Here is a 24,021-nt window from a genome sequence, read left to right as displayed (position 1 = left end):
GAGCTATTTTTGAACTATTTTCGCCTTGCTACTCTACAAGATATTGATACTCTAATTAAAATTGATAGTGTAAAAACCCAAGAACGCGCTTTACAAATTGCCAAGTGGGTAACTGATAAAAACTGTTTTTTAATTGAACGAAAAACGCAAATCTGCGCCTATGGTGTTTTACATTACCACTTTTTTAATTTTGGTTTTATTGAAATGCTAATGGTGGACAAACAGTTTAGGCGCCTTGGTTTAGGGCTAGCATTGATTAATCAATTTAAATTAACTTGTACAACTAGCAAGTTGTTTGCTTCAACCAATCAATCTAATGCTGCTATGCAAAACTTATTAATTCACGCACAGTTTTTAGCCAGTGGTATGATAGAAAACCTTGACGATAATGACCCTGAATTGGTTTATGTCTGCAAATTATCCCGTTAATCTACAGACATACGCATTACTATTGTTATAACACAGCAGGAGCCATTACCACATTGATAAGTTTTTCATTAAACTGCTGATAAACTTGCTGATCAATGGCAGTTGGAAAGCTCAATATCTCTAATTGATGTGGTGTAAATTGTATATGGTAACTCGGATGAACATGCTGATATTCATTTTGCTTAAAGCCACAGTGCTGATAAAAACGTAGCCTTTTTTGGCTTATCTCATCTATTACGGGGTCAATTTCTAAAATAATATTGTTCACTTGCTCACTAAAGAGCTGTAAAACCTTCTGCCCATACCCACGCCCACGTAAATTAGGTGATATCGCTAGGTGCTCAACATAGTAAAATGTATTAATTTTCCAGCAACCCACAAAACCAATAAATACACCCTCATCAGTAAAATAGTATAAATAGTAATCTTGTTGATTAAGGATCAATTGTCGCCCTTCGTAACTTCTTTTTTCATGGGCTGGAAATGCTGAATCATAGAGGTGATTGATATTTTCTATTTCCAGTGAGTCTTCATCAGTGAGTCTTTTTACTGTCAGCATTGCACCTTAAATCCATTCTTATCGAGTTAAATAATCATAATTAGCATACCTAAACCCAACAGCCTAGCAACTTATTTTTTATTTATACACATAAATTAGTTTCTTAACTGACTGTTTTTCATTAAGTAATTTTCAGTTTGTTTTTTGTCCTTTATTTATCTTGTAAATTATAAAAAATATTATCATCCAGATATTGACATTATCCTTCTCGCAATCTAAAGATACTGTATATGAATACAGTATCTTTAGGTTGAGGTTAATATGTTACGCATTGAAATTTTATTTGATAAAAATGCACCACAAAAACCAAGTGATGTGATGCTGCAAGCGCTAGAAGCTGAAGTTGCCCGTAAACTTAGTCCACAATATCCTGATATGGTTACTCGCGTTGCTTTTAGTTCAGGCCAACGCATTAATATCTCGGGGACTAAATTGGCTCAAGATAAGGTTCGTATTGAAGAAATATTAGAAGAAATTTGGATGGATGATGGTTGGATCCCTGAACAAAACCCAGAAGAATAACCAATATCAATAAAAGGAATGCCTGCTAATAAACTCAGCATTCCTTTACTCATCAACATATATACTCTAAATAATTCGAGGTGCAGGTAGGCGACAGTGAAAATAGGTGTTGAGCATAGACAAACTATGTGACTAAACTAGCTGAAGGCAGTTACCTATACCTCAACGAAAGCCCCTGCAATTTGAAGCAAAACGACTATACACTTGATTCTCATGGCCACCTAAAAAGTATATCTGACACCTCCTAAGCCCACCCATGCTAAACGTTGTTCAGTAAGTGAACTTTTTGCCGCATCACCAACTAAATAATAAGCACCAATACCTGTATAAAGAATGATATTTTCATTAACGTTATAATTTAAAATCGCCCCGCCATGAATATCCTTGAATCCACTGCCCGCATCATATTCATTAAAGCGTGAACGACTCGCTTGTTGCTTGGAGATACCAAAATAAGCTTGATTATAGGCTTTATTTCCCCAGACCGTGGCTAACGTGTACTCTACATCCCATTTATTATTTATTTGGTAGTAACCTATTCCACCGAGTTCCACATCTACCGTTCTACCAATATGACGACCACCATAGTGACGATCTTTGGTTGCCATATCAATGGAAGCATATAATTGATAGTCATTTATAGTGTAATTAATTTCTGCACCGACGACTATTGAACCATCAAGGTCACCCATACCTTTGAGATCGTCATTTTTACTACCTAAAATGCCAATTTTTTCATCTCGCCCTGCGTCATAACCAACACTGCTAGAAAAAGTCAGATTCTCTGTTATTCCTATTGCCCATTCAGCGCCTTCTAGACCTAAGCTGAACACACCATAATCATCAGAAATATAACCGTAGTTCAGATCAATCAATGGTGAAAATAAATATTTGTTCGACCCTTCATAAGCGGGCATCAAAGAGGCTCCCCCGCCTAATACGACAACACTTTCTCCTGCCATCGCGCTGCCAAATGGCAATAGACCTACAACAGCGATTGTTACTGTTTTCAATCGTTTCATTAAAAAATCCTATATTATTTTATTAATACATTTTTTTGCGAATAAAAGTTTTAATTTCTTTTAATGGGTTAAGGTTACTTTTTATTTCGTTAGCAATTCCTTCAGTGACTATGCAACTCTTATTACTTTTGCATGTAGAAAGTTCTTTCAATGAAAGCATTGATAATGATGTCCTCGATGTGTGGTCAACATTTTTACCAACTAAAACCAAAGCAATGAAAATAGTCATTACAAAAATAGGGAGCTCAATTAGTTTTAGCTTCATTTCGTTATTCCAATAACTGAGGAGATGCTAAAATAGTAATCTTATGCATATTTCTTACCTTAAAAATTGGTTAAACCAACCTTAAGGGTTTATTAAATCTCTCGTTAAGTTTGCTTAAGTTCATTGTCGAAAAATTACTGCCTACATATACTACTTCCTAGGATCTAGAGAGGTGATAAATGAATATTCTATTAGTTGAAGATGATCTTCAGCTGGGTAAAGCGTTATGCCGCGGCCTAGAGTTAGCTGGTTTTAATCCACTTTGGGTTCGATTACTAGCAGATGCAAAGCATCAATTAAATGCACGTAATTTTGATTTAATGTTGCTAGACTTAGGCTTGCCTGATGGTGATGGCAACGAAGAATTAATCGCATGGCGACGCTCAGGGCAATCAATTCCAATTATTATTCTAACCGCTCGTAATCAAATGGATAATTTAGTCGCCAGTTTAGACTCCGGTGCTGATGATTTTTTAACCAAACCATTTGCTATGCCTGAATTAATTTCTCGCGTCAAAGCCGTCAGTCGCCGTAAGGCAGGATTTTCATCTGAAATTTGGCAATTAGATAATTTGCAATTAAATCCACTAAATCACCAAGTTTCACTCAATGATCAGCTGCTGTTACTTTCAGGCAAAGAATATCAATTATTATATGAGCTAGTGAAAAATGCTGATAATGTGGTACGCAAAGCTGATCTAGAGCAACGTTTATTTGGGCTGGATGATAAAGTTGAAAGTAACTCTCTTGAAGTTCATATTCACAACTTACGCCGTAAAATAGGTAAAGACCGCATTATCACTATTCGCGGCATTGGTTATTTACTCAAAAAAGAAGCGCAACCAATTGAAAGTTAAATCCTTTTTTATCTATACTTTTTTCTTGCAGATAAGCTCTGTGATTTTTTTATGGGTTCTGTTTGTAGGCTGGCTACAATTTTCCTATCTCCCAGATATTGATAATGACTTTAATCGCCAGCAACAAATTGTCACCCAAGGGTTTGCGGATACTTTAGGCGCGGTTTCTAATAACCCTGAATACTTTGAACAAATTGCTACTTCATTGCAGAAGATGTATACCGATGCAATGGAAAATGGTTTAGACGTTTCTTATAAACCTTTTGTTGTCATACGTAATAACCAAGGCAATGTCCTTTATCGTAATAGTGATAAAATTGATATCTCAACTGAAACCACATTCGAACATTTAGCAAAACAATACCCCGAATGGCATCTCACTGTTGGATGGAATAACACACAAACGATTCAAGTGATCTTAGGCGAATCCTATTTTGATCGTAAATCTATGATTGGCAGTCCTGCAGAAGGAACCGCAATTCCCTTGTTATTCATATTGGGTCTGATGCTAATTGCGATCATTGTAACCGCCTATTTTAGTTTGCGACCATTAAGACAAGCTGCAACCATTATTTCAAGTCGTCAGCCCGGCAACCTAACGCCAATAAAGGTAAAAGAACAATACAAAGAGATCCGCCCTATTATTATCGCGATTAACAATTTGATGTCTCGTGTTGATTCCGCCAATCAACGTGAAAAACGTTTTATGGCTGATGCAGCCCATGAATTAAGAACACCAATTGCGGCGGTCATTGCGCAGCTCCATTTGCTAATGCAAATTCAAAATGTTAAAGAAAAAGAAGAAATCATCAAAGATATGCAAGCAACATTGAATCGAGCTGCATCATTATCCCACCAGCTTATTGATTTAGCTCGTTTAGAGTCAGAAGATTTCCCACTCAATAAAGAGGTTATCGACTTACCTGTACTAATTTCTCATATCACTTCATTGCATGTGCCGCATGCAATTAGCCAACACATTGATATTGAATTACAAAGCCCTAACAGTGTTTTAATTACCACCGATAAATTAGCCTTAACCACTATCTTTACTAATTTGCTAGAAAATGCGGTTAAGTACAGTTACAAAAAAGGTAAAATCAAAATAACAATTAAAGATTTAACACCTTTCGGCGCGACTATCTCTGTACAGGATAATGGGCGAGGGATACCCGATGAAAGTCGCCAATTTATATTTTCTCGTTTCTATCGAGTACCTGGAACAACTGAAATCGGCAGTGGACTTGGGCTTTCAATCGTACAAAATTTAGCAACTAAAATTAATGCAGTGATCCGCGTCACCGATGGCTTAGAGCAAAAAGGCGTTGGTTTTATTATTGATTTACCCTAATGTTGATATACTTTATATCGCTACGTTGATATACCTATTTATTGGATCATGAAAATTTAAATAATAAGTATTCACTGAAGGAAAACCCATGTCACAAGCTCTGATTATTATTGACTTGATTGAAGAAATAGTTGGCAAAAATGGTTTATCAAATACCAGCTATCAACAAACACAAGAACGTAATGTGATTGAAAAATCAAATCGAGCAGCGGCTTTTGCTCGTGAGAACGATATTCCCATTATTTGGGTCAAAGTTGGCTTCGCTGATGATTATCATGATATACCCGCCGGTTCCCCAATGTTCCATCGTGCAAAAACAGCGGGAGCATTAAAACTGAGTGGGACAGGTTGCCAGTGGATTAATGAGTTAGATATCCAACTTCGCGATATCATAATGATAAAAAAAGGGGTTAGCGCCTTTACAGGTAATACATTAGATCATTGGTTAAAAGAGCATAATATTAGCCACATCCTATTGGGTGGTGTAAGTTCACTGATGGCAATCCAAAGTAGTGCTCGTCAAGCTCATGATCTTGGTTATAAAGTGACGGTTATTGATGAACTTTGCGCCGCAGCAACTCTTGATTTACATCAGCAAAGTATGCAAGCACTACAAGGTATGGCAACGATATCTTCACTGTCAGATTTTGTGCAAGGAAAAATCAAATAATACTCCATTTTATCTCCTCCTTTTTCAAAGCCAGTGAGTTAAACTTTCTGGCTTTTCATAACTAAGTTATCTATTTTTAAACAAACCCCATTCTATTATCGAATAAATTATTTGTGGCATTTTGCAACACTCATTATTAGATTAAAAACACCAGTAATGCGTAATTTTCAATTATGAACTCGTCATTTTTAAACCTAGCATCTAGTATTAACGGTAAGTATTTTATCTATTTTGTGAAATAGTTATTGAATTACATAGTAATGGTCTATATTTTTAACATTAATTCAAATCAACCCATTCAATCACTTTTTATTTGATATAAGGGAGAATTCATTATGCTCAATCTGAATCAGAACCAACTCAAAAACCTTGCCGATTCACAATTAAAAGGACATAGGACCATTATTTATTTAGTTGCCTTGTTATTGTTGATCGGCGGAATTGTGTGTATCACTAACCCAATCGTGTCGGGCATCGCTTTTAGCTCGTTAATTGGCGTCATGTTATTAATCAGTGGTGTTGCGGTTATTTTAAACATTTTTTTCAATCGACTATACGCCAATGTCTCGGTATTTTTCAGCCTAATTGCGGGTATTGCCTATCTTATTTTAGGTTATGCGTTTATTACTGACCCACTACAAAGCTTGCTGTTCCTTGCCGTATTTGTAGCCGTGTTATTTATTATCGGTGGGGTAATTAGGATTTTTGTTGGTGCTAGATTATTTAGCTCCGCAGCAGGTATGATGAACATCTTGATCGGTATCTTGGACTTTATCATTGCCTACATGCTGCTCAGTGGCAATGCTCAAACGTCAATTACTCTATTAACACTGTTTATTGGTATCGAGTTGCTGTTTAGCTCCTTTAACCTGTTCTTGCTAGCGGGTGCATTAAAAAATCGTTCATAAAGATCATAATTTTGATGGCAAGTCGTGTTTTTTGCTCTAACGCTTGCCATCAAATATTTTTTAAATATTAAAAATTATTTAGTTCCATACTTGACTTTATGCATCTAAAAGTTAGAATGCTCTCAAGTGATCTAGATCACACTCTAACATTTGGAGCTTCCATGAATACCATCAAAGAATTTATTAGTAACGTTCAAGAAGTCATTGAATTACTAGCTAAACGTTTTATGTAAGACACCGCTTTCCTATTACCTCATCTTTAGCGTTTTTTACTCAAAATGACTTAAGTTATGATGGGTATCTGCATAATTTTGCAACACGGCCTTAGATCACTTTAAGGCCGTTTTTTTATTCAAAAACATCTTCAATCACCTTAACAACCACCGCTGTACTGATCGCCATCAAAACTAAATCACGACCACTCATACGCCATTCGTAGCCATCATAAACGGGTAAACGTGACTCAAAATGCCTTGGTAAACGCCGTTTAGCAATACCTGGAGGCAAAGGTCTCCCCACAATGACCTGCTTTGCAATACCCGGTGGTAAACGTGAATAACCTGTCACACCATAATCAATCGCCATTGGTCTTACTGAACCAAAATTCAAATTGATATTTAGTCCTGGTGAAACGGGTTGCTGAACAATGACCACTTCATCAGGATAGTAACGTCTTTCAGAATGCTTCCTACCGCGTTCATGGTGTTTATGTTTATGTGAATCTTCATAATAATATTGTTGGCGACCTTTACCTTCCCCATGATGCCCTCCACGATCTGCTTGCGCAGTATAAGGTACGAGTCCACTAGTCATCATCAATAGAGCCGAAAGCAGGTATTTACCAATTATTGTTTTTCTCATCATTGCATCTCCCGCAAATAATTTCGATTAAATTAGTCGGGCGAGCAACTTTCAACAATCGGAATTTGTCTCATAATAAGTAATTATAAGTAAATTTAGTCTTGATAAAATCTGACTATTTATAATATTCTGCCTGATCGCCTATCAATTTATTTATAACTATAATTTATGTAATAGGTATATTTTAAACTTATATTTTTGACTATTTCAGTTTCTTTCACTATAACCAATGAAGCAAGGTTAAATTTATGTTATTATTTCTCAGTAGCTTATCGAATTAAACACTGAATACATTTACTCTCAATAATTCGAGGTGCGACTAAACACTGAGTGATGGTCGCTAGAAGCAATAGAAACTCAGTGGCTAATACATTTGTTTACTGCTCCGGCGTAAACAATGACGAGTCTATTTAATGTCAATTAGAAGGAGAAAACATGCAGCAGCAACTGCTAGACTGGGTACGCCAGTTCAATCAAGATTATGCCGACATTGCTTCACTTCTCATGGTGCTAGGTCTGATCATTGTCGTTGCACTGATCTTGCATTTCATCTTACATAAAATCATTTTGCCCCGTGTAGAAAAGCAAGGCCAAAAGAAAGGTCAAGGCTGGCAGCGCCAATTAACTCAATTCAGCTTATTTAACCGAATCGCATTTGTGATCCAAGGTGTAGTCGTTAATATTCAAGCGATATTGTGGCTGCACACAGGCTCTACGGCCCAACAAATCTTAACCGTTGCTTCGCAAGCTTGGTGTATGCTTTTCGGATTACTCACGTTTTATTCTGTGCTCGATATATTGCATAGCGTCTTGCAACGCGCAGCAAAAACTGCACATTTACCATTGCGTGGTATTTTTCAAAGTGTAAAACTGATTGCAACAGTATTGGTTGCAATTATGATCATTGCATTACTGATTGGTAAATCCCCCCTGATTTTACTCAGTGGTTTAGGTGCAATGACTGCTGTCATGATGTTGGTGTTTAAAGACCCTATCATGGGGCTAGTTGCAGGGATCCAACTTTCAGCCAACAATATGGTCAATATTGGTGATTGGCTGGAAATGCCGAAATATGGTGCAGACGGTGCAGTGGTTGATATTGGTTTAACCACCGTTAAAGTGCGTAATTGGGATAACACAGTGACTACCATCCCGACTTATGCACTCATTTCGGACTCATTTAAAAACTGGAAAGGAATGACTGAGTCAGGTGGTCGCCGTATTAAACGAAGTATTCGTTTAGATACCACCAGCATCCATTTCCTTGGTCAAGAAGAGATAGCGTCTTTAGAAAAAGCAAATTTACTTGAACCTTATATGGATAATAAAATATCTGAAATTAAGGTATTTAATTCAGCAATTCCTGAAGATAAGGCCACTCCACTGAACCAACGTCGATTAACGAATATTGGAACATTCCGTGCTTACGTTGAAGCCTATATGAAATCGCATCCGAATATCCATAAAGGAATGACGATTATGGTTAGGCAGCTTGAATCAGACTCTAATGGCTTACCGATTGAAATTTATGCTTTCACTAATACAACGGCATGGGTAGAGTACGAGCGGATCCAATCCGATATTTTTGACCATATCTTTTCAATATTGCCACAGTTTGATTTACGCGTTCACCAATCGCCAACAGGTACTGATATGCGCGCTATCGGCCAAAACGTTTTACTAACCGATACCCACCAGTAATTAATTAGTTTAGCTTATAGAGTTACAACTTTAGTAGTATCTTAACAGAGGGGGAAACCCCTCTTTTCCTAGCTTTGGCTCCCCTCATTATATAATAATCAATATAACGATAGATAATTTAAATGCGACTATCCAGTCTAATGAGTAAAAAAACTCTTTATAAATTAATGCGATAATAAGTAATAGACTTTAATTTATCAGGGATATTGTTGATGTAGGTCATGTTGCTGACTAGCTACTTTTTTTAACATGAAAAGTAAGAAAGTGATATCGATCTTTACATATAGGCAATGTCCATGCATAAAACAATTAAAAATACTCATTTAGGAGAGTTGAGCAGGCGCGAATTTATTCAAGCCTCTGCGACAGTTGCAACCGCAGCCGCGGTCGCAGGCTCAATCACACTCCCTTTTGCTGCTCAAGCAAAAACACCAGAAATCATGCCTGATGAAATCAGTGAAAAAATCAGTTACAGCGCTTGCTTAGTTAACTGTGGTAGCCGCTGTCCACTGAAAGTTCACGTTAAAGATGGCGTCATCAGCCGCATCTCCAATGAAACCATGTATGACGACTCAACATTAGGTGAACATCAAATTCGCCCATGTTTGCGTGGTCGTTCAGTACGTTGGAAAACATACAACCCTGATAGATTAAAATATCCGATGGTTCGTGTGGGTAAACGTGGAGAAGGCAAATTCAAAAAGATCAGTTGGGATGAAGCCACAACTATCATTGCTGAGAAACTCAAATATACAATAGATAAATACGGCAGCGATGCGATTTACTATCAGTATGGTACCGGATCGACAGGTGCCAACCTACACGGTCGTGCAGCGTGTAAGCGCCTGCTTAGCTTAACCGGTGGTTTTTTGGGTGACTACGGTACCTACTCCTATGCCCAATTGATGGAAATCACCCCTTACGTTTATGGCAGCGTTGAAGAATCACTGCTATCTGAGCTCTGATTTAGTCGTTATGTTTGGTCACAACCTTGCAGAAACCCGTATGTCTGGTGGTGGACAGTTCTATGAAACTTTAAATGCCCTCGAAAAAAGCAAAGCAAAAGTTATCATTATTGACCCTCGCCGAACAGACAGTGTCACCACACTGGGTGCTGAATGGATCCCTATCTATCCAGGCACCGATGCTGCATTAGTCGCGGCTTTAGGTTATGTGATGATCCAAGAAGGCTTAACTGATGAAGCATTCTTGAAAGATTACTGCGTTGGTTGGGATGAAAGCACCTTACCTGCTTCTGCACCACGCAATGCTTCATATAAAGATTATATTTTAGGCAATGGCCCAGATGGCATCGCCAAAACCCCTGAGTGGGCAAGTCAGCTTACTGGCATTTCAGTTTCTCGCATTATTCAACTCGCTCGCGAAATTGGTAATTCAAATCATGCGTGGATCTCGCAAGGTTGGGGTTTGCAGCGTACCGAAAATGGTGAGCAGGCTTGCCGTTCTATTATGATGCTACCAATCATGTCAGGTAATATTGGCCGTCCAGGAACCAACACTGGTCTTTGGGGCAACAGTGTTGCTTATCCAGTCGCAGGATTCGGTTTGCCAAATCCAGTCAAAGCAACATTACCGTCGTTTATGTGGACTGAAGCGATTGTTCGCGGTAAAGAGCTGACGGCTGAAAACGGTGGTATTAAAGGTGCAGATAAACTCAATAACGATATTAAGTTTATGTGGTGCTACTCAAGTAACGTAATTGGCAACCAGCACGCAGATTTGAATAAAACCCATGAAATTCTATCTGATGAGTCAAAATGTGAATTTATCTTAGTTTGGGATAATCATAATACACCTTCTGCACAATATGCTGACTTATTATTGCCAGATGTAACACCGGTCGAAACCAATGACCTTATCAATAACTCTTATGCAAGCGGCGCTTATCATTATCTTGTGCGTCTACAAAACGCAATAGAGCCGTTGTGGGAAAACCGCCCGAACTATGACGTACTGGCGGAAATTGCTGAAAAAATGGGTGTAAAAGATCAATTCACTGAAGGCCGTAGCTATGAAGAGTGGATTGAGTTTTGCTACAACAAAACTCGTGAAAAAATGCCTCATTTACCAGAGTTCAGCGAAACCGATGGTGGCGGCATTATTGACCGTCAATTTGCAGACACCTCCAAATATATTGCACTGAAAGATTTTCGTGATAATCCAGTGGCAAACCCACTCAAAACACCGTCAGGTAAAATCGAAATCTACTCAGAACAATTAGCTGAACGTGTTAAAAACTGGGAATTACCAGAAGGACAGCGCATTCCAGCCATCCCTGAGTACTGTGCCAACAAAGAAGGCGTTGAACAGCAACGTAATCAACAGAAACTTCCTCTGTTAATGACCGGTTTCCACGATAAAGGCCACGTTCACTCAAGTTATTTCAACGTTGAGATGCTACGTGAAGCTATTCCGCATCAGTTCTGGCTCAATCCAGTCGATGCTCAAGAACGTGGTTTAAATAACGGTGATATTGCCGAAATCTTTAATGACCGTGGTCGTATTCAGATACGAGTCAAAGTCACTGAGCGCGTGTTACCGGGTGTGATCGCTGTACCGCAAGGCGCATGGCGTACATTAGATACAGCAGGTTTAGATACAGGTGGCTGTATCAACACCCTCACCTCACAAGTTCCTTCTCCATTGGCAAAAGGAACACCACAACATACTAACCTTGTTGAAGTGAAACGCGTTTAAGGAGTTAATTTATGAAACAGTATGGCTTTTATTTTGACTCCACAAAATGTACTGGCTGTAAAACATGTCAGGTCAGTTGTAAGGACGAAAAAGATCTCGATTTAGGCCCTAAATTCCGCCGTGTATATGAGTTTGGCGGCGGTAGTTGGCAAAAACAAGACGGTATTTGGCAGCAAAATGTCTATAGCTACTACTTATCTATCTCTTGTAACCACTGTTCTAACCCAACCTGCGTTGAAGGTTGCCCGACAGGTGCCATGCACAAACGTGCAGAAGATGGTCTTGTGGTGGTTGACCAATCCGTGTGTGTCGGTTGTCGTTACTGTGAACTACGTTGCCCATATGGTGCACCACAGTACGATGAAAAGAAAAAATTAATGAGCAAATGCGATGGCTGCTACGAACGTGTCGCCAAAGGCATGAAACCGGTTTGTGTTGAATCATGCCCACAGCGTGCATTAGATTTTGATGATATTAATGTGCTGCGTGAATTACACGGCACAGAGTGTGGTATTGCGCCTATGCCAGACCCAAGCATCACTAATCCTAATATTGTCATCAAGCCACATAAAGATGCTAAGCCATCAGGCGATAAAAGTGGCGAACTAAAAAACCCTGCGGAGGTGTAAAATGCATGAATTACCACTCGTTTTTTTCACCGTACTGGGTCAGTCCGCTGCGGGTTTATTTTTGCTAGCTTATTTAAGCAAAAAAATGGGTTCCATTGATGAAAAACAATTGAAGAATGCCAATATCCTTGCGTTTATTGTGGTAGTGATTGGTTTAGGTATTGGTGGTCTACATGTTGGGCAACCATTGCGTTTCTTCAATATGTTACTCGGTGTTGGTCGCTCGCCGATGAGTAATGAAGCGTTTTTGAGCGGTGTGTTTGTTGGTTGTGCAGCTGCAACCCTATTCTTCACACTATTTTATAAAAAACCACTACTGCGCGAGCTTGCAAACATTGCAACCGTGGTGACTGGTGTAGCATTTGTTTGGTCAATTCCACAAGTTTATAATATTGCTTCAATTGCCAACTGGAACACGGGTTACACGACACTACAAATGTGGATGACCATGTTAGTTGGTGGTGGTGCTTTAGCAATAGCGATTGGTGCCCGTGGTTTAGGGATCGCTTCTTTCTTGATTGGTGCTGTGGTTATTTTTGCTAGCCGCGCAGGTTATCAAGCATTTCTCTCAGAAAGTGGCCCAACCTTAAGTGCAGAGCAAACTGGTTTTTGGGGATTTCAAGTCGTTGTGCTAGTCATTGCACTAGCAGGTTTTGTCGGTATGGCATTAAAACAGCGTGCGCCAAAAGCAACATTAGCGACCTGTGCCGCTGCAGTGCTGCTGGCTGAGCTCGCTGGTCGTATTGCCTTCTATAACTTGTGGCAAATCACTATGTAATACCCAGTTGTCCCAAAGAGCCTGCAATTGCAGGCTCTTTACTGTAGATACCCCATTGATTCACCTGTTCCGATTAAAAAGACGAATTAGGCTGCTGTAAAAATGCGATTTCCTCTTTGGTTGATAAACGCCCGATTATTTCATTACGGTGTGGATAACGACCAAAACGATCAATAATTGCCTTGTGCTGCATTTCATAATTCAAGGTACCGTCATCTCCTAGACCGCGAAATAACTCCACCGCTTGCTGATGGATAAAGCTTGATTCTGAATGCATAAATGGCATCAAAACAAATTTACGTTGAGATAGTGATAATAAATTATAGTCAGGCTGTTTGATAGCTTCTTGAGCAAGTACTAGCGCCATTTGGTCTTGGGCAAAAGCTTTCGGCGTATCGCGCCAGATATTGCGTGAAAACTGATCGAGCACAATAATTTCTGCCAACCGGCCTCGAATCGAAATTCGCCAATAAGCCAGCTCCCCTTTTGCTGCACGTTCCATGACCCCAGCGAAACGCTGTGTAATCACTGCATCAAATTTTGTGCTTTTTTCAAACCATTGTTTTGGTGTTGACTCCTCAAACCAAAATGTCAAAACGTTTTCCATGGTATTCATTATTGTTAGATACCTAAGTTTGTTAGTGATAAGTTATTTTTCATCGTAAATAAAACCCCTAATCATTGTCATGAGCTATCTCTTAAAACAACAATAATTAGATAAATATTTTGTATTTTTGCGAACTACTTCCAAAATACTCGAGTGATAATGAACGTTAATTAATCAAACAACGATGATTTACTACTTAGATACTCATATCATTAATTATAAACCGAATAACTATATTTAATGGGTCAGTTCATCTCTACACGTTGATTTGGTATTTAATGCCAATTTATAATGAATTTTCACGCCATTACATACATTTGATGAATCCAATGATAATATTTATTTTGAAATTAGCGAGGGCGCGTTTTCACCCATCTTAATAAGACTGGTTTGGCTTCATCAGATAATTTTATACATCAACTGTCAATTTGGCCGATTACGGCTCAGTGTTTGACCTAATATTTGACTTTATATGTGTTGAAGGAGCAGTTCGAATGGCAGGACATATGGTACTCATTGGATGGGCATTGTGGGTTAGCCCTTGTGGCACAGATGCCTGTGATGCACTTCCTGTCACTGAGACCATTTTTACGGAACAACAATGTCAAACTCGTAAATCCTACCTAGAATCCAAAAGGCCAAATCTTTTTTTTATGTGTGGTGAAGTCTATCGTGATAGCGAAGAGATAAAAAAAGAAGAAAAACACAGCGTACCTGCACCTAATCCGCCATTACGCTCACTCCCTGAGCGTAATTCACGTTAAATCAATCTGCTATTTACATCAGTTAATAGATTTCAGCAATTTTGTTCTCTGCATCAATATAATCGCCTTTACCTGCGATATATTTAAGCTTTCCTGTTCGATGTGCCACAACTTGCACTTCCATTTTCATCGCTTCCATCACTCCAATGACTTCACCCTGTGATACCTGATTACCTTCTTCCACCAGCCAATTAAACAATACCCCTGAGATTGGTGCGTTAACTACCTGCTCATGATGTTCATTGGTTGGCACAACAGTCTCTTGCTCAGTTGATGATAGCGATAACCCTGCTAGCAACTGCATTGGTAACCCTAACTCACAACGTTTACCATCAATTTCAATATAAGTACGCGTAAGAGTACTGTTATTTTGTGGTAATTGGCGTTTGGCAGGCATGATCTCAGCCTTAAATTCGGTTTCAATCCAACGAGTGTGCACCTTAAATTGTTCACAGAAGTCAGCTTGTTGCATAACAGCACGATGGAATGGTAATACTGAAGCAACACCTTCAATCGCAAATTCAGCCAACGCTCGACGGGCACGTTGAATGGCCTGCTCGCGAGTATTGCCTACGACAATCAATTTTGCCATCAGTGAATCAAATGTACCCGGTATGACTGAACCTGAAACAACGCCACTGTCTAAGCGAACTCCAGGTCCCGATGGGGGTGCAAAACATAAAATAGTTCCCGGTGTTGGCAAGAAACCATTTCCTGCGTCTTCCGCATTGATACGAAACTCAAATGCATGCCCTCTCGGTGTTGGTGTTTCAGTGATACTTAATGGCAGCCCTTGCGCAATACGCAGTTGCTCAATCACTAAATCAATACCTGCGGTTTCCTCTGTGACGGGGTGCTCCACTTGTAAACGCGTATTAACCTCAAGAAACGATAATTTACCATCTTGGCTCAACAAAAACTCTACCGTACCTGCCCCGATATAATTAGCTTTAGCACAAATATCCACAGATGCTTTGATAATTTGCTGTTCTAGTTGCTCCGATAAAAAAGGTGCTGGCGATTCTTCAACCAACTTCTGATTACGACGCTGCAATGAACAATCACGCGTACCGACGACCACCACATGACCATGTTGATCGGCAATAACTTGCGCCTCAATATGGCGAGGATTATGCAAAAACTGCTCAAGGAAGCATTCGCCACGACCAAATGCTGCCGTAGCTTCACGCACCGCAGAATGGTATAGTTCTTCAACCTCTTCCATTTGCCATGCCACTTTTAAGCCACGCCCACCACCACCAAATGCGGCTTTGATTGCAATAGGCAGACCATTTGCTTGGGCAAATTCGACCACTTCTTGCGCATTTCTAACGGGTTCTTTCGTTCCCGAAACCAATGGTGCTCCAACCCGCATTGCGAGTTGACGTGCTTTGACTTTATCACCTAACACTTCAATTGTTTCTGGATTTGGTCCTATCCAAATTAGCCCTGCCTCTTTCACTGCTCGGGCGAATTCAGCTCGCTCAGACAAAAATCCATAGCCTGGGTGAACCATAGTTGCACCTGATTTTTTAGCGATAGCAATCAGTTTTTGCATATCCAAATAGCTATCTGTCGGTGTGTTGCCTGATAACCCATAAGCCTCATCAGCCATTTGTACATGTAATGCACTCATATCAGTATCTGCATACACCGCAACAGAACTGAAGCCAATATCACGGCAAGCACGAATGATACGTACCGCGATTTCGCCGCGGTTTGCGATCAACACTTTATGTTGGATATTATTCTTTATTGTCGACATAAACGTCACGGCTCCCTTCACTCTCTTTAAAACCCCTAATCGGATTAAATTGTATTTTAGCGTTAACGGGGATCTGCCCTGCTAAATCCAAATGGTATTCACACACCGCACCAATAACAGGATAGCCACCGGTTAAAGGGTGATCATTTAAAAACAATACTGGCTGACCATTAGCAGGGATCTGAATAGCACCAACACAGGTTCCTTCACTTGGCAATTCTTGATGTTTTTCCCGTTCAATCGCTGTACCACCCAGCAGTCTTAACCCGATACGGTTAGATGCCGCGGTAACTTGCCATAATTGCGACGTTAATACTTGAATAGCTTGTGTGGTAAACCAATCTGTACGTGGTCCTAACACAATGTCCAAAACCACCACATCACCTGCAACTGGATAGGCTAAACTTGGCGATTCACTCAGCGAAAGTGCCGTTTGTTGTTGTAATGATTTCACCGCTAACGTTTGCCCATTAATCAGTGGCGCTGGGCCAACTTGAGCTAATGTGTCAAACGAACAGCTACCTAATATAGGAGTAACATCAATACCACCACGTATCGCTAAATAACTACGCACACCAGCGGTTGCTTTACCGAGGCGGATCGTATCCCCTAGAGCTAAGTGGATGGGCTGATACTGTGGCGCCAAATACTTAATATTATCAGCGGTAGTAATTTCCACTTCACAATTCGCCCCCGTCACGGCCACCAGCAACGATTTATTAATTTGAGCCTTAAAACCACCTTGTGTTATTTCTAATGCGGCTTCATCAATCGCATTACCCACAATGCGATTGGCACTGCGTAACGCGCTTTTATCCATCGCACCCGACTCTGAAATGCCCAGCGCAGATTGCCCTTTACGGCCAAAATCTTGCAGTAAAGTTTGTAAGCCAGTAGTAATAATGGTGAGATCTTTTACTAATCTGTTTTCTTTTGGCATCGCTCTGCATGGCAAGCTATGTGTCACTCTCGTTTTAGCTGCATCAATATAATTAACGCGATAGCCTGGTTTGAATAACGCAGGCTCATCACGTTGCAAATCCCACACTGCCGTTTCCGTGACACCAATCAACTGCCATCCACCTGGACTTGCTTGTGGGTAAACACTGCTAAATTCCCCCGCCAAAGCCACCGAACCAGCAGGAATACGAATGCGTGGTGATGGACGACGCGGTACGTTTAGCTGTGCATGTTTCGACACCATATAAGCAAAACCGGGCGCAAAACCACAAAAAGCCACTTGATATTCATTCTCGGTATGTCTTTTGATCACTTCCTCAATAGAAGTGCCGAGATGTTGTGCAACATCAGCTAAGTCTTCACCATTGTAATGAACAGGGATCGTCACCAATTGACCTAACTTGAGGTCGGTTGCGGATATATCTAATAGTGATATTTTGCCAATTAATGAATTTACATCCGTTACCAATGGGTTGAAACGAACCAAAACGGTGCGTGCAGCTGGAGTCATTTCTTCGATTGCCAGCTGTTGTGACATGTCACGCAGTAAATCAGTCAAAGCCATTGTCTCTTCAAGACTTTGTAGCTCAATCATGAAAGTACTTAAATTGACAGGTAAAAATCGCATTAGTCCCTCCTAGACGTGATAAGCAGCATCAGGTACATCAGTGATAAACATATGACCCGGTGCATGGCTAAGCGCAAATGGTACGCCCGATTTCATCACTGCTGCTTGTGGCGTCACACCGCAAGCCCAAAACACAGGGATCTCTCCCTGTTGAATACGTACAGGATCACCAAAATCAGGCGTCATGATATCCATAATACCTAATGCTTCAGGCGCACCAATATGTACTGGCGCACCATGAACGGAAGGAAAACGCCCTGTAATACTGACTGCATCCGCAACTCGATCAGCAGGAATTGGGCGCATTGAAACAACCAACTCTCCTTGTAAACGGCCTGCTGGGCGACATAAACGATTGGTCTTATACATAGGAACATTGGTATTGTCGCTGATATGGCGCACATCAATACCTGCTTCCATCATTGATGTTTCAAATGTGAAGCTGCAACCAATTAAAAAGGTGACTAAATCAGGGTGATCACGATAAACATCTGTCGCATCAGTAATTTCAGCCTCTAATCTTCCATTACGCCAAACACGATAGCGTGGAATATCTGTCCGTAAATCAGCCCCCTCGGCTAAAATTGTTTGCCAACTACCTGATTCACAAACATCTAATACAGGGCAACTTTTTGGGTTTCTTTGTGCATATAATAGAAAGTCAAATGCCCAATCACGCGGTAATGCAATCATGTTTGCTTGTGTCATACCTGCTACAAGGCCTGCCGTTGGCTTATCAAAGCCTTGACGAATGGCTTCTCGTGCTGCTCTTGCCGCTGCAATCGCTTTTTCTGAGGCTTTAAACAGTGTTGTCATTGTTTCCCTCCAGCGAAAGCCGTGATGCTTACCCCATTTTGTTGCAATAACTCACGCACTTGCTGAGCCATCGCTAGCGCACCGGGGCTATCACCGTGAACACAAATTGACCCAGCATCTATTGGGGTGAATTGCCCTTCAATCGAGTTCACACCACCTTCATTCACCAGCTGTAACATGCGTTGTGCAACTTGCACGGGATCATGCAAGACAGAACCTGCTTCTTTGCGTGAAACTAATGTGCCATCAGCGTGGTAAGCTCTATCGGCGAAAGCTTCTGCTACAACCGCCAAACCACTCTCTTTTGCCCATCCAATCAACGGTGAGCCCGCTAAAGCAACCAGCACCAATTTTGCATCGATCGCATTGATTGCCTCAATCACCGCCATCGCTTGGCGTTTATCATGCGCAATGGTGTTATAAAGTGCACCGTGGGGTTTTACATATTGCACTTCACACCCTGCCGCCACCGCTAATCCTTTCAGTGCACCAATTTGATAAATAACATCCGCAATTAATTCATTTGCAGCAATATCCATATTGCGTCTCCCAAAGCCCACGAGATCGGGGTAACCAACATGAGCTCCCACAACAACATCGTTTTGCTTTGCTGCCCTTAATGTTTTTAAAATTCCTTCAGGTGATCCCGCATGAAAACCACAAGCAATATTTGCACTACTGACAATTTTCAGCATCGCATCATCGTTGCCCATCTGCCATTGGCCAAAGCTTTCTCCAAGGTCACTATTTAAATCGATAATTTTTTGCATTCGTTTTATTGACCTCTATTTTAAGTAGTTAAAGATAGCTTCTACCGACATTGCACCCATGTACCATGTCAATGCGCAAATGATGACACCGGACCATAGTAACCAACGTGGATAGTGATACCCAGACATCAAATCTGCACGCTTCCAACCGATATACACAAAAATGGTTAAGCCAATCGGTAAGATCAATCCATTAAATCCACCCGCAAACACGAGTAAGGCGGCTGGCGCAGTTCCCATCATTAAGTAAACGGCTAATGAAATGGCGATAAAGAGGATAGTCGCAATATTACGCTGTCTTTCTGTGATAGATTTTTTAAATGCAGTGATAAAACTCATTGAAGTATAAGCCGCACCGATCACACTCGTCAGCGCCGCAGCCCATAAAATCAAGCCAAAGATACGTAATCCAAAATTACCTGCGGCAGCTTGGAAAGCCTGAGAGGCGGGGTTGGCTGCTTTGCCTGAAATATCAATCGTTACACCACTTGCAACCACACCTAAAATGGCTAAAAACAAAATATAACGCATTAATCCAACAACTAAGATCCCTTTGGTCGCCGCACTAGAAACTACTTTAATGTTTTCAACGCCAACCGCGCCTTTATCGAGTAAACGATGGGCGCCTGCATAACAGATATAACCGCCGACAGTTCCGCCAACAATCGTCGTGATCATCGCAAAATCAACGGTATCAGGAAGTACGCTTTGGCGTAGTGCTTCACCAACCGGTGGATTTGATGCAAAAGCAACAAACAAGGTTAAACCGATCATTACCAGACCTAACACAATAATAATCCGATCAATAAAGGTACTCGCTTTGCGGGAAGAGAAAATATAGATAGCTAATAATGCACTAATTAACCCGCCCCATTTGGGATCTAAGCCAACCAATGCATTTAACCCCAAACCCGCACCGGCAATATTACCAATATTAAAAATCAATCCACCAAAAATAACTAACACCGCTAGCAAATAACCACTTCCTGGAATGGTCGCATTGGCAATCTCTGATGAATGCATTTTGGTTAATGTCACCACACGCCAAATATTTTGCTGTACGACAAAATCAATGATGATCGATGCGAGGATCCCAAAAGCGAATGCTGCACCTAATGTCACGGTAAAGGTTGCTGTTTGAGTAATAAAACCAGGACCAATTGCCGATGTAGCCATTAAAAAAATAGCGCCAATTAATGAAGTTCGTCTGCTTTTAACAAATTCTGCTGTGTTTGTGCTTTCTTGAGCTGCCATATGCATACTCCTTTCGGATTGTTTTTGTCATTATTGATGTTGTGATGCCCATATACTCTAAATAATTCGAGGTGCAGCTAGGCGACAAGTGAATAAGCCGCTAGGAGCATAGAAAACTATGTGACTGGCGCGAGTAAGCGTAGTCACCATACCTCAACACAACGCGCTGCAACTTGAAGTATGACGAGTAAAAGGCAATTATCGTGCCATTGTTCTACCAACAATATCTATTGTTAATTTATCATTGCAATATTGTTGAACAATTAATAAGGAATGGCGAATTAACAAGCAACAAAAATCGTTTTCTGTCGTTTAAAAATCAAGGACTGATCACTTTTTTAACAAAACATGTAAATTATTAACATTAATTGAATATGACTGGCAGCCATGGCGCACCAAATAAGTGCAAAAACTATAAAATCACCTTAACAATGCACCAAAACGAGCCTTGATGCCTTTAAGGTTATATGTGAAGATAATCTATTGACTGTGGCCTTATTGACTTTCTAATTGCACGAAGCTTCTATGACTAAACAACCTGTAACACAAACATTAGCCGTTACTATTGCAGAAACTATCCGCCATAAAATTACCATTGGCGCTCTCACACCGGGCCAACGTCTATCTGAAGCGTCATTAAGTGATGAACTGGATATTTCACGTAATACATTACGCGAAGTGTTTCGGGTTTTAACACAAGAAGGGTTGCTCACTTATGCACCAAATAAGGGCGTATTCGTTTCTGTCCCTGATATGGCTTCAATCATCGATATCTATCAAGTTCGCCGTTTAGTTGAATGTGATGCATTAAAACACGCTTATGCGATGCACCCCTCAGTACAAAAAATGAAACAAGCTGTCAGCGAAGCACGTGAACAAGAGAAAATAGAAAATTGGATTGGTGTGGGTACCGCCAATATGAAGTTTCATACCGCTATTGTTGAATTATCTGATAGTGAAAGGCTAATTAAGCTATATCGTAATGTCGCAGCTGAATTGAGATTAGCATTCGGCCACTTGAACGATCCTAAAATTCTTTATGCCCCTTATATTGATAAAAACCAGTTTATTTTAGAATTACTGGATGCAGGCAAAAACCATGAAGCGGCTGAAACTCTCAGCCAATATTTAGATCTCTCCGAGCGAACATTACTTGCTGCCTATAAACGCAGCCAATCTGGTTATTAAGTAACCGCCCTGTTCTTTATATTTAACAAATGGTGATTTAACCTTCTTGGCATTAAATATTATTTAATAAAGTATTCCGCTAATTCTTACTATTCAAACTTACCCCCTAAAAATTTATCACTTCTATCATGTTTATTGGTTTTTTATTCACCGTATTCTGCCCTAATCCCTTTTTACTTAAATGCTCATTTATTAAACGAAAATTAACGAAAAGGTAACATAAAGAAAACAATTAATTAATATTAACATTTAATCCTACCCCTCTGAAAATAATTCCTCATGCAACAAATAGCACATAATAGTATTAAATTGTTACAATTTAATACATATCAATGATAAAAAACTGTTGCCAATGTCAATTTCCCTACTAAATGATTCAATATTTACGATCTAACAGTTGTAGTTTTAACGAATATTAGCTATAAAATTTGCGAAAGAAAAATTACAAACATAAAAAATATTAATATATTAGAGATTCCATTATGACTTCAAACCACATTTCGACGAAGAAACCGTTTAAATTTGGCCTAGGATGGCAAATTTTAATCGCGCTAATTTTAGGGGTTGTTTTAGGCGCTTTTCTACATGAAAGCGTAGAGTATAAAGATTGGTTAATTGTGAATGTGTTATCACCTGCGGGTAAAATATTTATTCAATTAATTAAAATGATCGTCGTTCCAATTGTTATTTCTACCTTGATAGTCGGTATTGCAGGCGTTGGTAACACAAAACAGCTTGGCTCTTTAGGCTTTAAAACCATTCTTTATTTTGAAGTGATTACCACCATTGCAATCATTGTTGGGATAAGTTTTGCCAATATTTTCCAACCGGGTGTTGGCATTGATATGTCACAGCTGACACAGGTCGATATCTCCCAATACGAAAAAACCACTCAAGAAGTCGAAAGCCACCCCTCAGGCATTATTAATACCATCCTCACCATGGTACCAAGCAATATTTTTGCTTCTATGGCCAGCGGTGAAATGTTACCTGTGATCTTCTTTGCCGTATTATTTGGTTTAGGGCTATCCTCATTGCCAAAAGAGAAAAAACAACCATTATTGGATGTATTGCAAACTTTCTCTGAAACCATGTTCCGTGTGACTAACATGATCATGCTGTATGCCCCTATCGGTGTGTTTGCGTTGATCTCCGTTACTGTCGCTAACTTTGGTTTTACATCACTAATCCCTCTATTGAAACTTGTGGTACTGGTACACTGTGCCATCCTCTTCTTTGCAATTGTTGTATTAGGATTAGTTGCACGTTATTGCAAAATTAACATTTTCACCTTGATGCGCATCTTAAAGGATGAATTGCTGTTGGCTTACTCAACCGCCAGCTCAGAAACAGTGTTACCGCGTATCATGGATAAAATGGAGAAATACGGCGCGCCAAAGTCAGTAACCAGTTTTGTTATTCCAATCGGTTATTCATTCAACCTTGATGGCTCAACTCTTTATCAAAGTATTGCCGCTATCTTTATTGCTCAGCTCTATGGTATTGAACTCTCCATCGGCCAAGAATTGATTTTAGTATTCACCTTAATGATCACATCTAAAGGTATTGCCGGTGTGCCAGGTGTCTCATTTGTGGTACTGCTGGCAACCTTAGGTAGTGTTGGTATCCCACTAGAAGGCTTGGCATTTATTGCTGGTGTTGACCGTATCCTTGATATGGCGCGTACGGCACTAAACGTAGTAGGTAACGCCCTTGCAGCGCTCATTATCGCTAAATGGGAACATAACTACGATGAAGAAAAAGCGCGTGAATATGAGAAAACATTTTAATCATTAAAAGCTTCCCAATAAAAAGGTCGAGATTTATCTCGGCCTTTTTGATTTACAATTTAAATAAGTTGATATTTCATTATATATATAGATAATATTGCATATATGTGTAATTTCCCGCCCCTATTTAATCATTTTGCATATAAGAAAAAGATTATTTAATCTTTAATTAAAACAAAATTGTGACCCTCAACACAATTATCGACACA

General features: G+C 39.9%; 22 protein-coding genes and 1 pseudogene. 13 read left to right on the top strand and 10 right to left on the bottom strand.

Annotated elements, in window-relative coordinates; all coding sequences use genetic code 11:
• The first annotated feature begins 9 nt into the window (after nucleotides 1–9).
• Nucleotides 10–429 (top strand): GNAT family N-acetyltransferase, encoded by a 420-nt coding sequence (locus AC3Z9T_RS02170; RefSeq protein WP_490124561.1) that lies wholly within the window; start codon nucleotides 10–12, stop codon nucleotides 427–429.
• A 25-nt stretch (nucleotides 430–454) separates the two neighbouring features.
• Here the strand turns inward: AC3Z9T_RS02170 and AC3Z9T_RS02165 are convergent, their stop codons facing one another.
• Nucleotides 455–988, bottom strand: a complete 534-nt coding sequence (locus AC3Z9T_RS02165) for a GNAT family N-acetyltransferase (protein ID WP_490124560.1) — start codon at nucleotides 986–988, stop codon at nucleotides 455–457.
• A 261-nt stretch (nucleotides 989–1,249) separates the two neighbouring features.
• On the opposite strand from AC3Z9T_RS02165, the gene AC3Z9T_RS02160 reads away from it, so the two are divergent.
• Entirely contained in the window at nucleotides 1,250–1,510 is a 261-nt protein-coding gene (locus AC3Z9T_RS02160; protein WP_490124559.1) for a DinI-like family protein, read from the top strand.
• A 221-nt stretch (nucleotides 1,511–1,731) separates the two neighbouring features.
• On the opposite strand, the gene AC3Z9T_RS02155 is transcribed toward AC3Z9T_RS02160, so the two are convergent.
• Both AC3Z9T_RS02155 and AC3Z9T_RS02150 read right to left on the bottom strand, forming a co-directional pair.
• Nucleotides 1,732–2,532 (bottom strand): MipA/OmpV family protein, encoded by an 801-nt coding sequence (locus AC3Z9T_RS02155; RefSeq protein ID WP_490124558.1) that lies wholly within the window; start codon nucleotides 2,530–2,532, stop codon nucleotides 1,732–1,734.
• Nucleotides 2,533–2,554: 22 nt separating this feature from the next.
• Entirely contained in the window at nucleotides 2,555–2,797 is a 243-nt protein-coding gene (locus tag AC3Z9T_RS02150) for a hypothetical protein (RefSeq protein ID WP_490124557.1), read from the bottom strand.
• Between the two features lie 179 nt (nucleotides 2,798–2,976).
• Here AC3Z9T_RS02150 and AC3Z9T_RS02145 point away from each other — a divergent pair, with 179 nt between their 5' ends.
• From AC3Z9T_RS02145 to AC3Z9T_RS02130, 4 genes are all read left to right on the top strand, one after another.
• Entirely contained in the window at nucleotides 2,977–3,654 is a 678-nt protein-coding gene (locus tag AC3Z9T_RS02145; protein WP_490124556.1) for a response regulator, read from the top strand.
• Entirely contained in the window at nucleotides 3,644–5,005 is a 1,362-nt protein-coding gene (locus tag AC3Z9T_RS02140; protein WP_490124555.1) for an ATP-binding protein, read from the top strand. Before AC3Z9T_RS02145 ends, AC3Z9T_RS02140 begins: the two co-directional genes overlap by 11 nt.
• Before the next feature lie 88 nt (nucleotides 5,006–5,093).
• Complete coding sequence (locus AC3Z9T_RS02135) at nucleotides 5,094–5,675, top strand: cysteine hydrolase family protein (RefSeq protein WP_490124554.1); 582 nt, start codon at nucleotides 5,094–5,096, stop codon at nucleotides 5,673–5,675.
• A 335-nt stretch (nucleotides 5,676–6,010) separates the two neighbouring features.
• Nucleotides 6,011–6,583 (top strand): DUF308 domain-containing protein, encoded by a 573-nt coding sequence (locus AC3Z9T_RS02130; RefSeq protein ID WP_490124553.1) that lies wholly within the window; start codon nucleotides 6,011–6,013, stop codon nucleotides 6,581–6,583.
• A gap of 348 nt (nucleotides 6,584–6,931) precedes the next feature.
• On the opposite strand, the gene AC3Z9T_RS02125 is transcribed toward AC3Z9T_RS02130, so the two are convergent.
• Complete coding sequence (locus tag AC3Z9T_RS02125) at nucleotides 6,932–7,447, bottom strand: anti-virulence regulator CigR family protein (protein WP_490124552.1); 516 nt, start codon at nucleotides 7,445–7,447, stop codon at nucleotides 6,932–6,934.
• Between the two features lie 432 nt (nucleotides 7,448–7,879).
• On the opposite strand from AC3Z9T_RS02125, the gene AC3Z9T_RS02120 reads away from it, so the two are divergent.
• The 4 genes and pseudogenes from AC3Z9T_RS02120 (at nucleotide 7,880) to AC3Z9T_RS02105 (ending at nucleotide 13,270) form a co-directional block, all read left to right on the top strand.
• Entirely contained in the window at nucleotides 7,880–9,145 is a 1,266-nt protein-coding gene (locus tag AC3Z9T_RS02120) for a mechanosensitive ion channel family protein (RefSeq protein ID WP_490124551.1), read from the top strand.
• Nucleotides 9,146–9,441: 296 nt separating this feature from the next.
• Nucleotides 9,442–11,863 (top strand): annotated as a pseudogene (locus tag AC3Z9T_RS02115) (DMSO/selenate family reductase complex A subunit).
• An 11-nt stretch (nucleotides 11,864–11,874) separates the two neighbouring features.
• Complete coding sequence (locus AC3Z9T_RS02110; RefSeq protein ID WP_008910766.1) at nucleotides 11,875–12,492, top strand: DMSO/selenate family reductase complex B subunit; 618 nt, start codon at nucleotides 11,875–11,877, stop codon at nucleotides 12,490–12,492.
• A 1-nt stretch (nucleotide 12,493) separates the two neighbouring features.
• Nucleotides 12,494–13,270 (top strand): dimethyl sulfoxide reductase anchor subunit family protein, encoded by a 777-nt coding sequence (locus AC3Z9T_RS02105; RefSeq protein ID WP_490124550.1) that lies wholly within the window; start codon nucleotides 12,494–12,496, stop codon nucleotides 13,268–13,270.
• Between the two features lie 73 nt (nucleotides 13,271–13,343).
• Here AC3Z9T_RS02105 and AC3Z9T_RS02100 read toward each other — a convergent pair whose 3' ends face one another.
• Complete coding sequence (locus AC3Z9T_RS02100) at nucleotides 13,344–13,886, bottom strand: DUF924 family protein (RefSeq protein WP_490124549.1); 543 nt, start codon at nucleotides 13,884–13,886, stop codon at nucleotides 13,344–13,346.
• 485 nt (nucleotides 13,887–14,371) lie between these two features.
• Here AC3Z9T_RS02100 and AC3Z9T_RS02095 point away from each other — a divergent pair, with 485 nt between their 5' ends.
• Nucleotides 14,372–14,641 carry a hypothetical protein gene (locus AC3Z9T_RS02095; RefSeq protein WP_490124548.1) on the top strand — a complete coding sequence of 90 codons (270 nt, stop codon included), beginning with the start codon at nucleotides 14,372–14,374 and terminating at the stop codon, nucleotides 14,639–14,641.
• Nucleotides 14,642–14,663: 22 nt separating this feature from the next.
• Here the strand turns inward: AC3Z9T_RS02095 and AC3Z9T_RS02090 are convergent, their stop codons facing one another.
• From AC3Z9T_RS02090 to AC3Z9T_RS02070, 5 genes are read right to left on the bottom strand one after another with little or no spacing between them, the layout of a single operon-like run.
• Nucleotides 14,664–16,406 (bottom strand): acetyl/propionyl/methylcrotonyl-CoA carboxylase subunit alpha, encoded by a 1,743-nt coding sequence (locus AC3Z9T_RS02090; RefSeq protein ID WP_490124547.1) that lies wholly within the window; start codon nucleotides 16,404–16,406, stop codon nucleotides 14,664–14,666.
• On the bottom strand, nucleotides 16,387–17,994 hold the full coding sequence (locus tag AC3Z9T_RS02085; protein ID WP_490124546.1) for a 5-oxoprolinase subunit B/C family protein: 1,608 nt from the start codon (nucleotides 17,992–17,994) through the stop codon (nucleotides 16,387–16,389). The genes AC3Z9T_RS02090 and AC3Z9T_RS02085 overlap by 20 nt, the downstream gene beginning before the upstream one ends.
• Nucleotides 17,995–18,003: 9 nt before the next feature.
• Nucleotides 18,004–18,810, bottom strand: coding sequence for a putative hydro-lyase (locus AC3Z9T_RS02080; protein ID WP_490124545.1), 807 nt, complete (start codon nucleotides 18,808–18,810; stop codon nucleotides 18,004–18,006).
• Nucleotides 18,807–19,580 carry a LamB/YcsF family protein gene (locus tag AC3Z9T_RS02075; protein ID WP_490124544.1) on the bottom strand — a complete coding sequence of 258 codons (774 nt, stop codon included), beginning with the start codon at nucleotides 19,578–19,580 and terminating at the stop codon, nucleotides 18,807–18,809. The genes AC3Z9T_RS02080 and AC3Z9T_RS02075 overlap by 4 nt, the downstream gene beginning before the upstream one ends.
• Before the next feature lie 15 nt (nucleotides 19,581–19,595).
• On the bottom strand, nucleotides 19,596–20,834 hold the full coding sequence (locus tag AC3Z9T_RS02070) for an NRAMP family divalent metal transporter (protein WP_490124543.1): 1,239 nt from the start codon (nucleotides 20,832–20,834) through the stop codon (nucleotides 19,596–19,598).
• A 525-nt stretch (nucleotides 20,835–21,359) separates the two neighbouring features.
• Here AC3Z9T_RS02070 and AC3Z9T_RS02065 point away from each other — a divergent pair.
• Both AC3Z9T_RS02065 and gltP read left to right on the top strand, forming a co-directional pair.
• The gene (locus tag AC3Z9T_RS02065) at nucleotides 21,360–22,022 is read left to right on the top strand and encodes a GntR family transcriptional regulator (protein ID WP_490124542.1); all 663 of its coding nucleotides are present in this window, start codon (nucleotides 21,360–21,362) and stop codon (nucleotides 22,020–22,022) included.
• Nucleotides 22,023–22,504: 482 nt separating this feature from the next.
• Nucleotides 22,505–23,812 (top strand): glutamate/aspartate:proton symporter GltP, encoded by a 1,308-nt coding sequence (gene gltP, locus AC3Z9T_RS02060; protein WP_490124541.1) that lies wholly within the window; start codon nucleotides 22,505–22,507, stop codon nucleotides 23,810–23,812.
• The last annotated feature ends 209 nt before the right edge of the window (nucleotides 23,813–24,021 follow it).

The sequence above is a fragment of the Providencia sp. 6390 genome (genome assembly GCF_058148425.1).
This window is presented reverse-complemented; position numbering and strand designations above follow the sequence as displayed.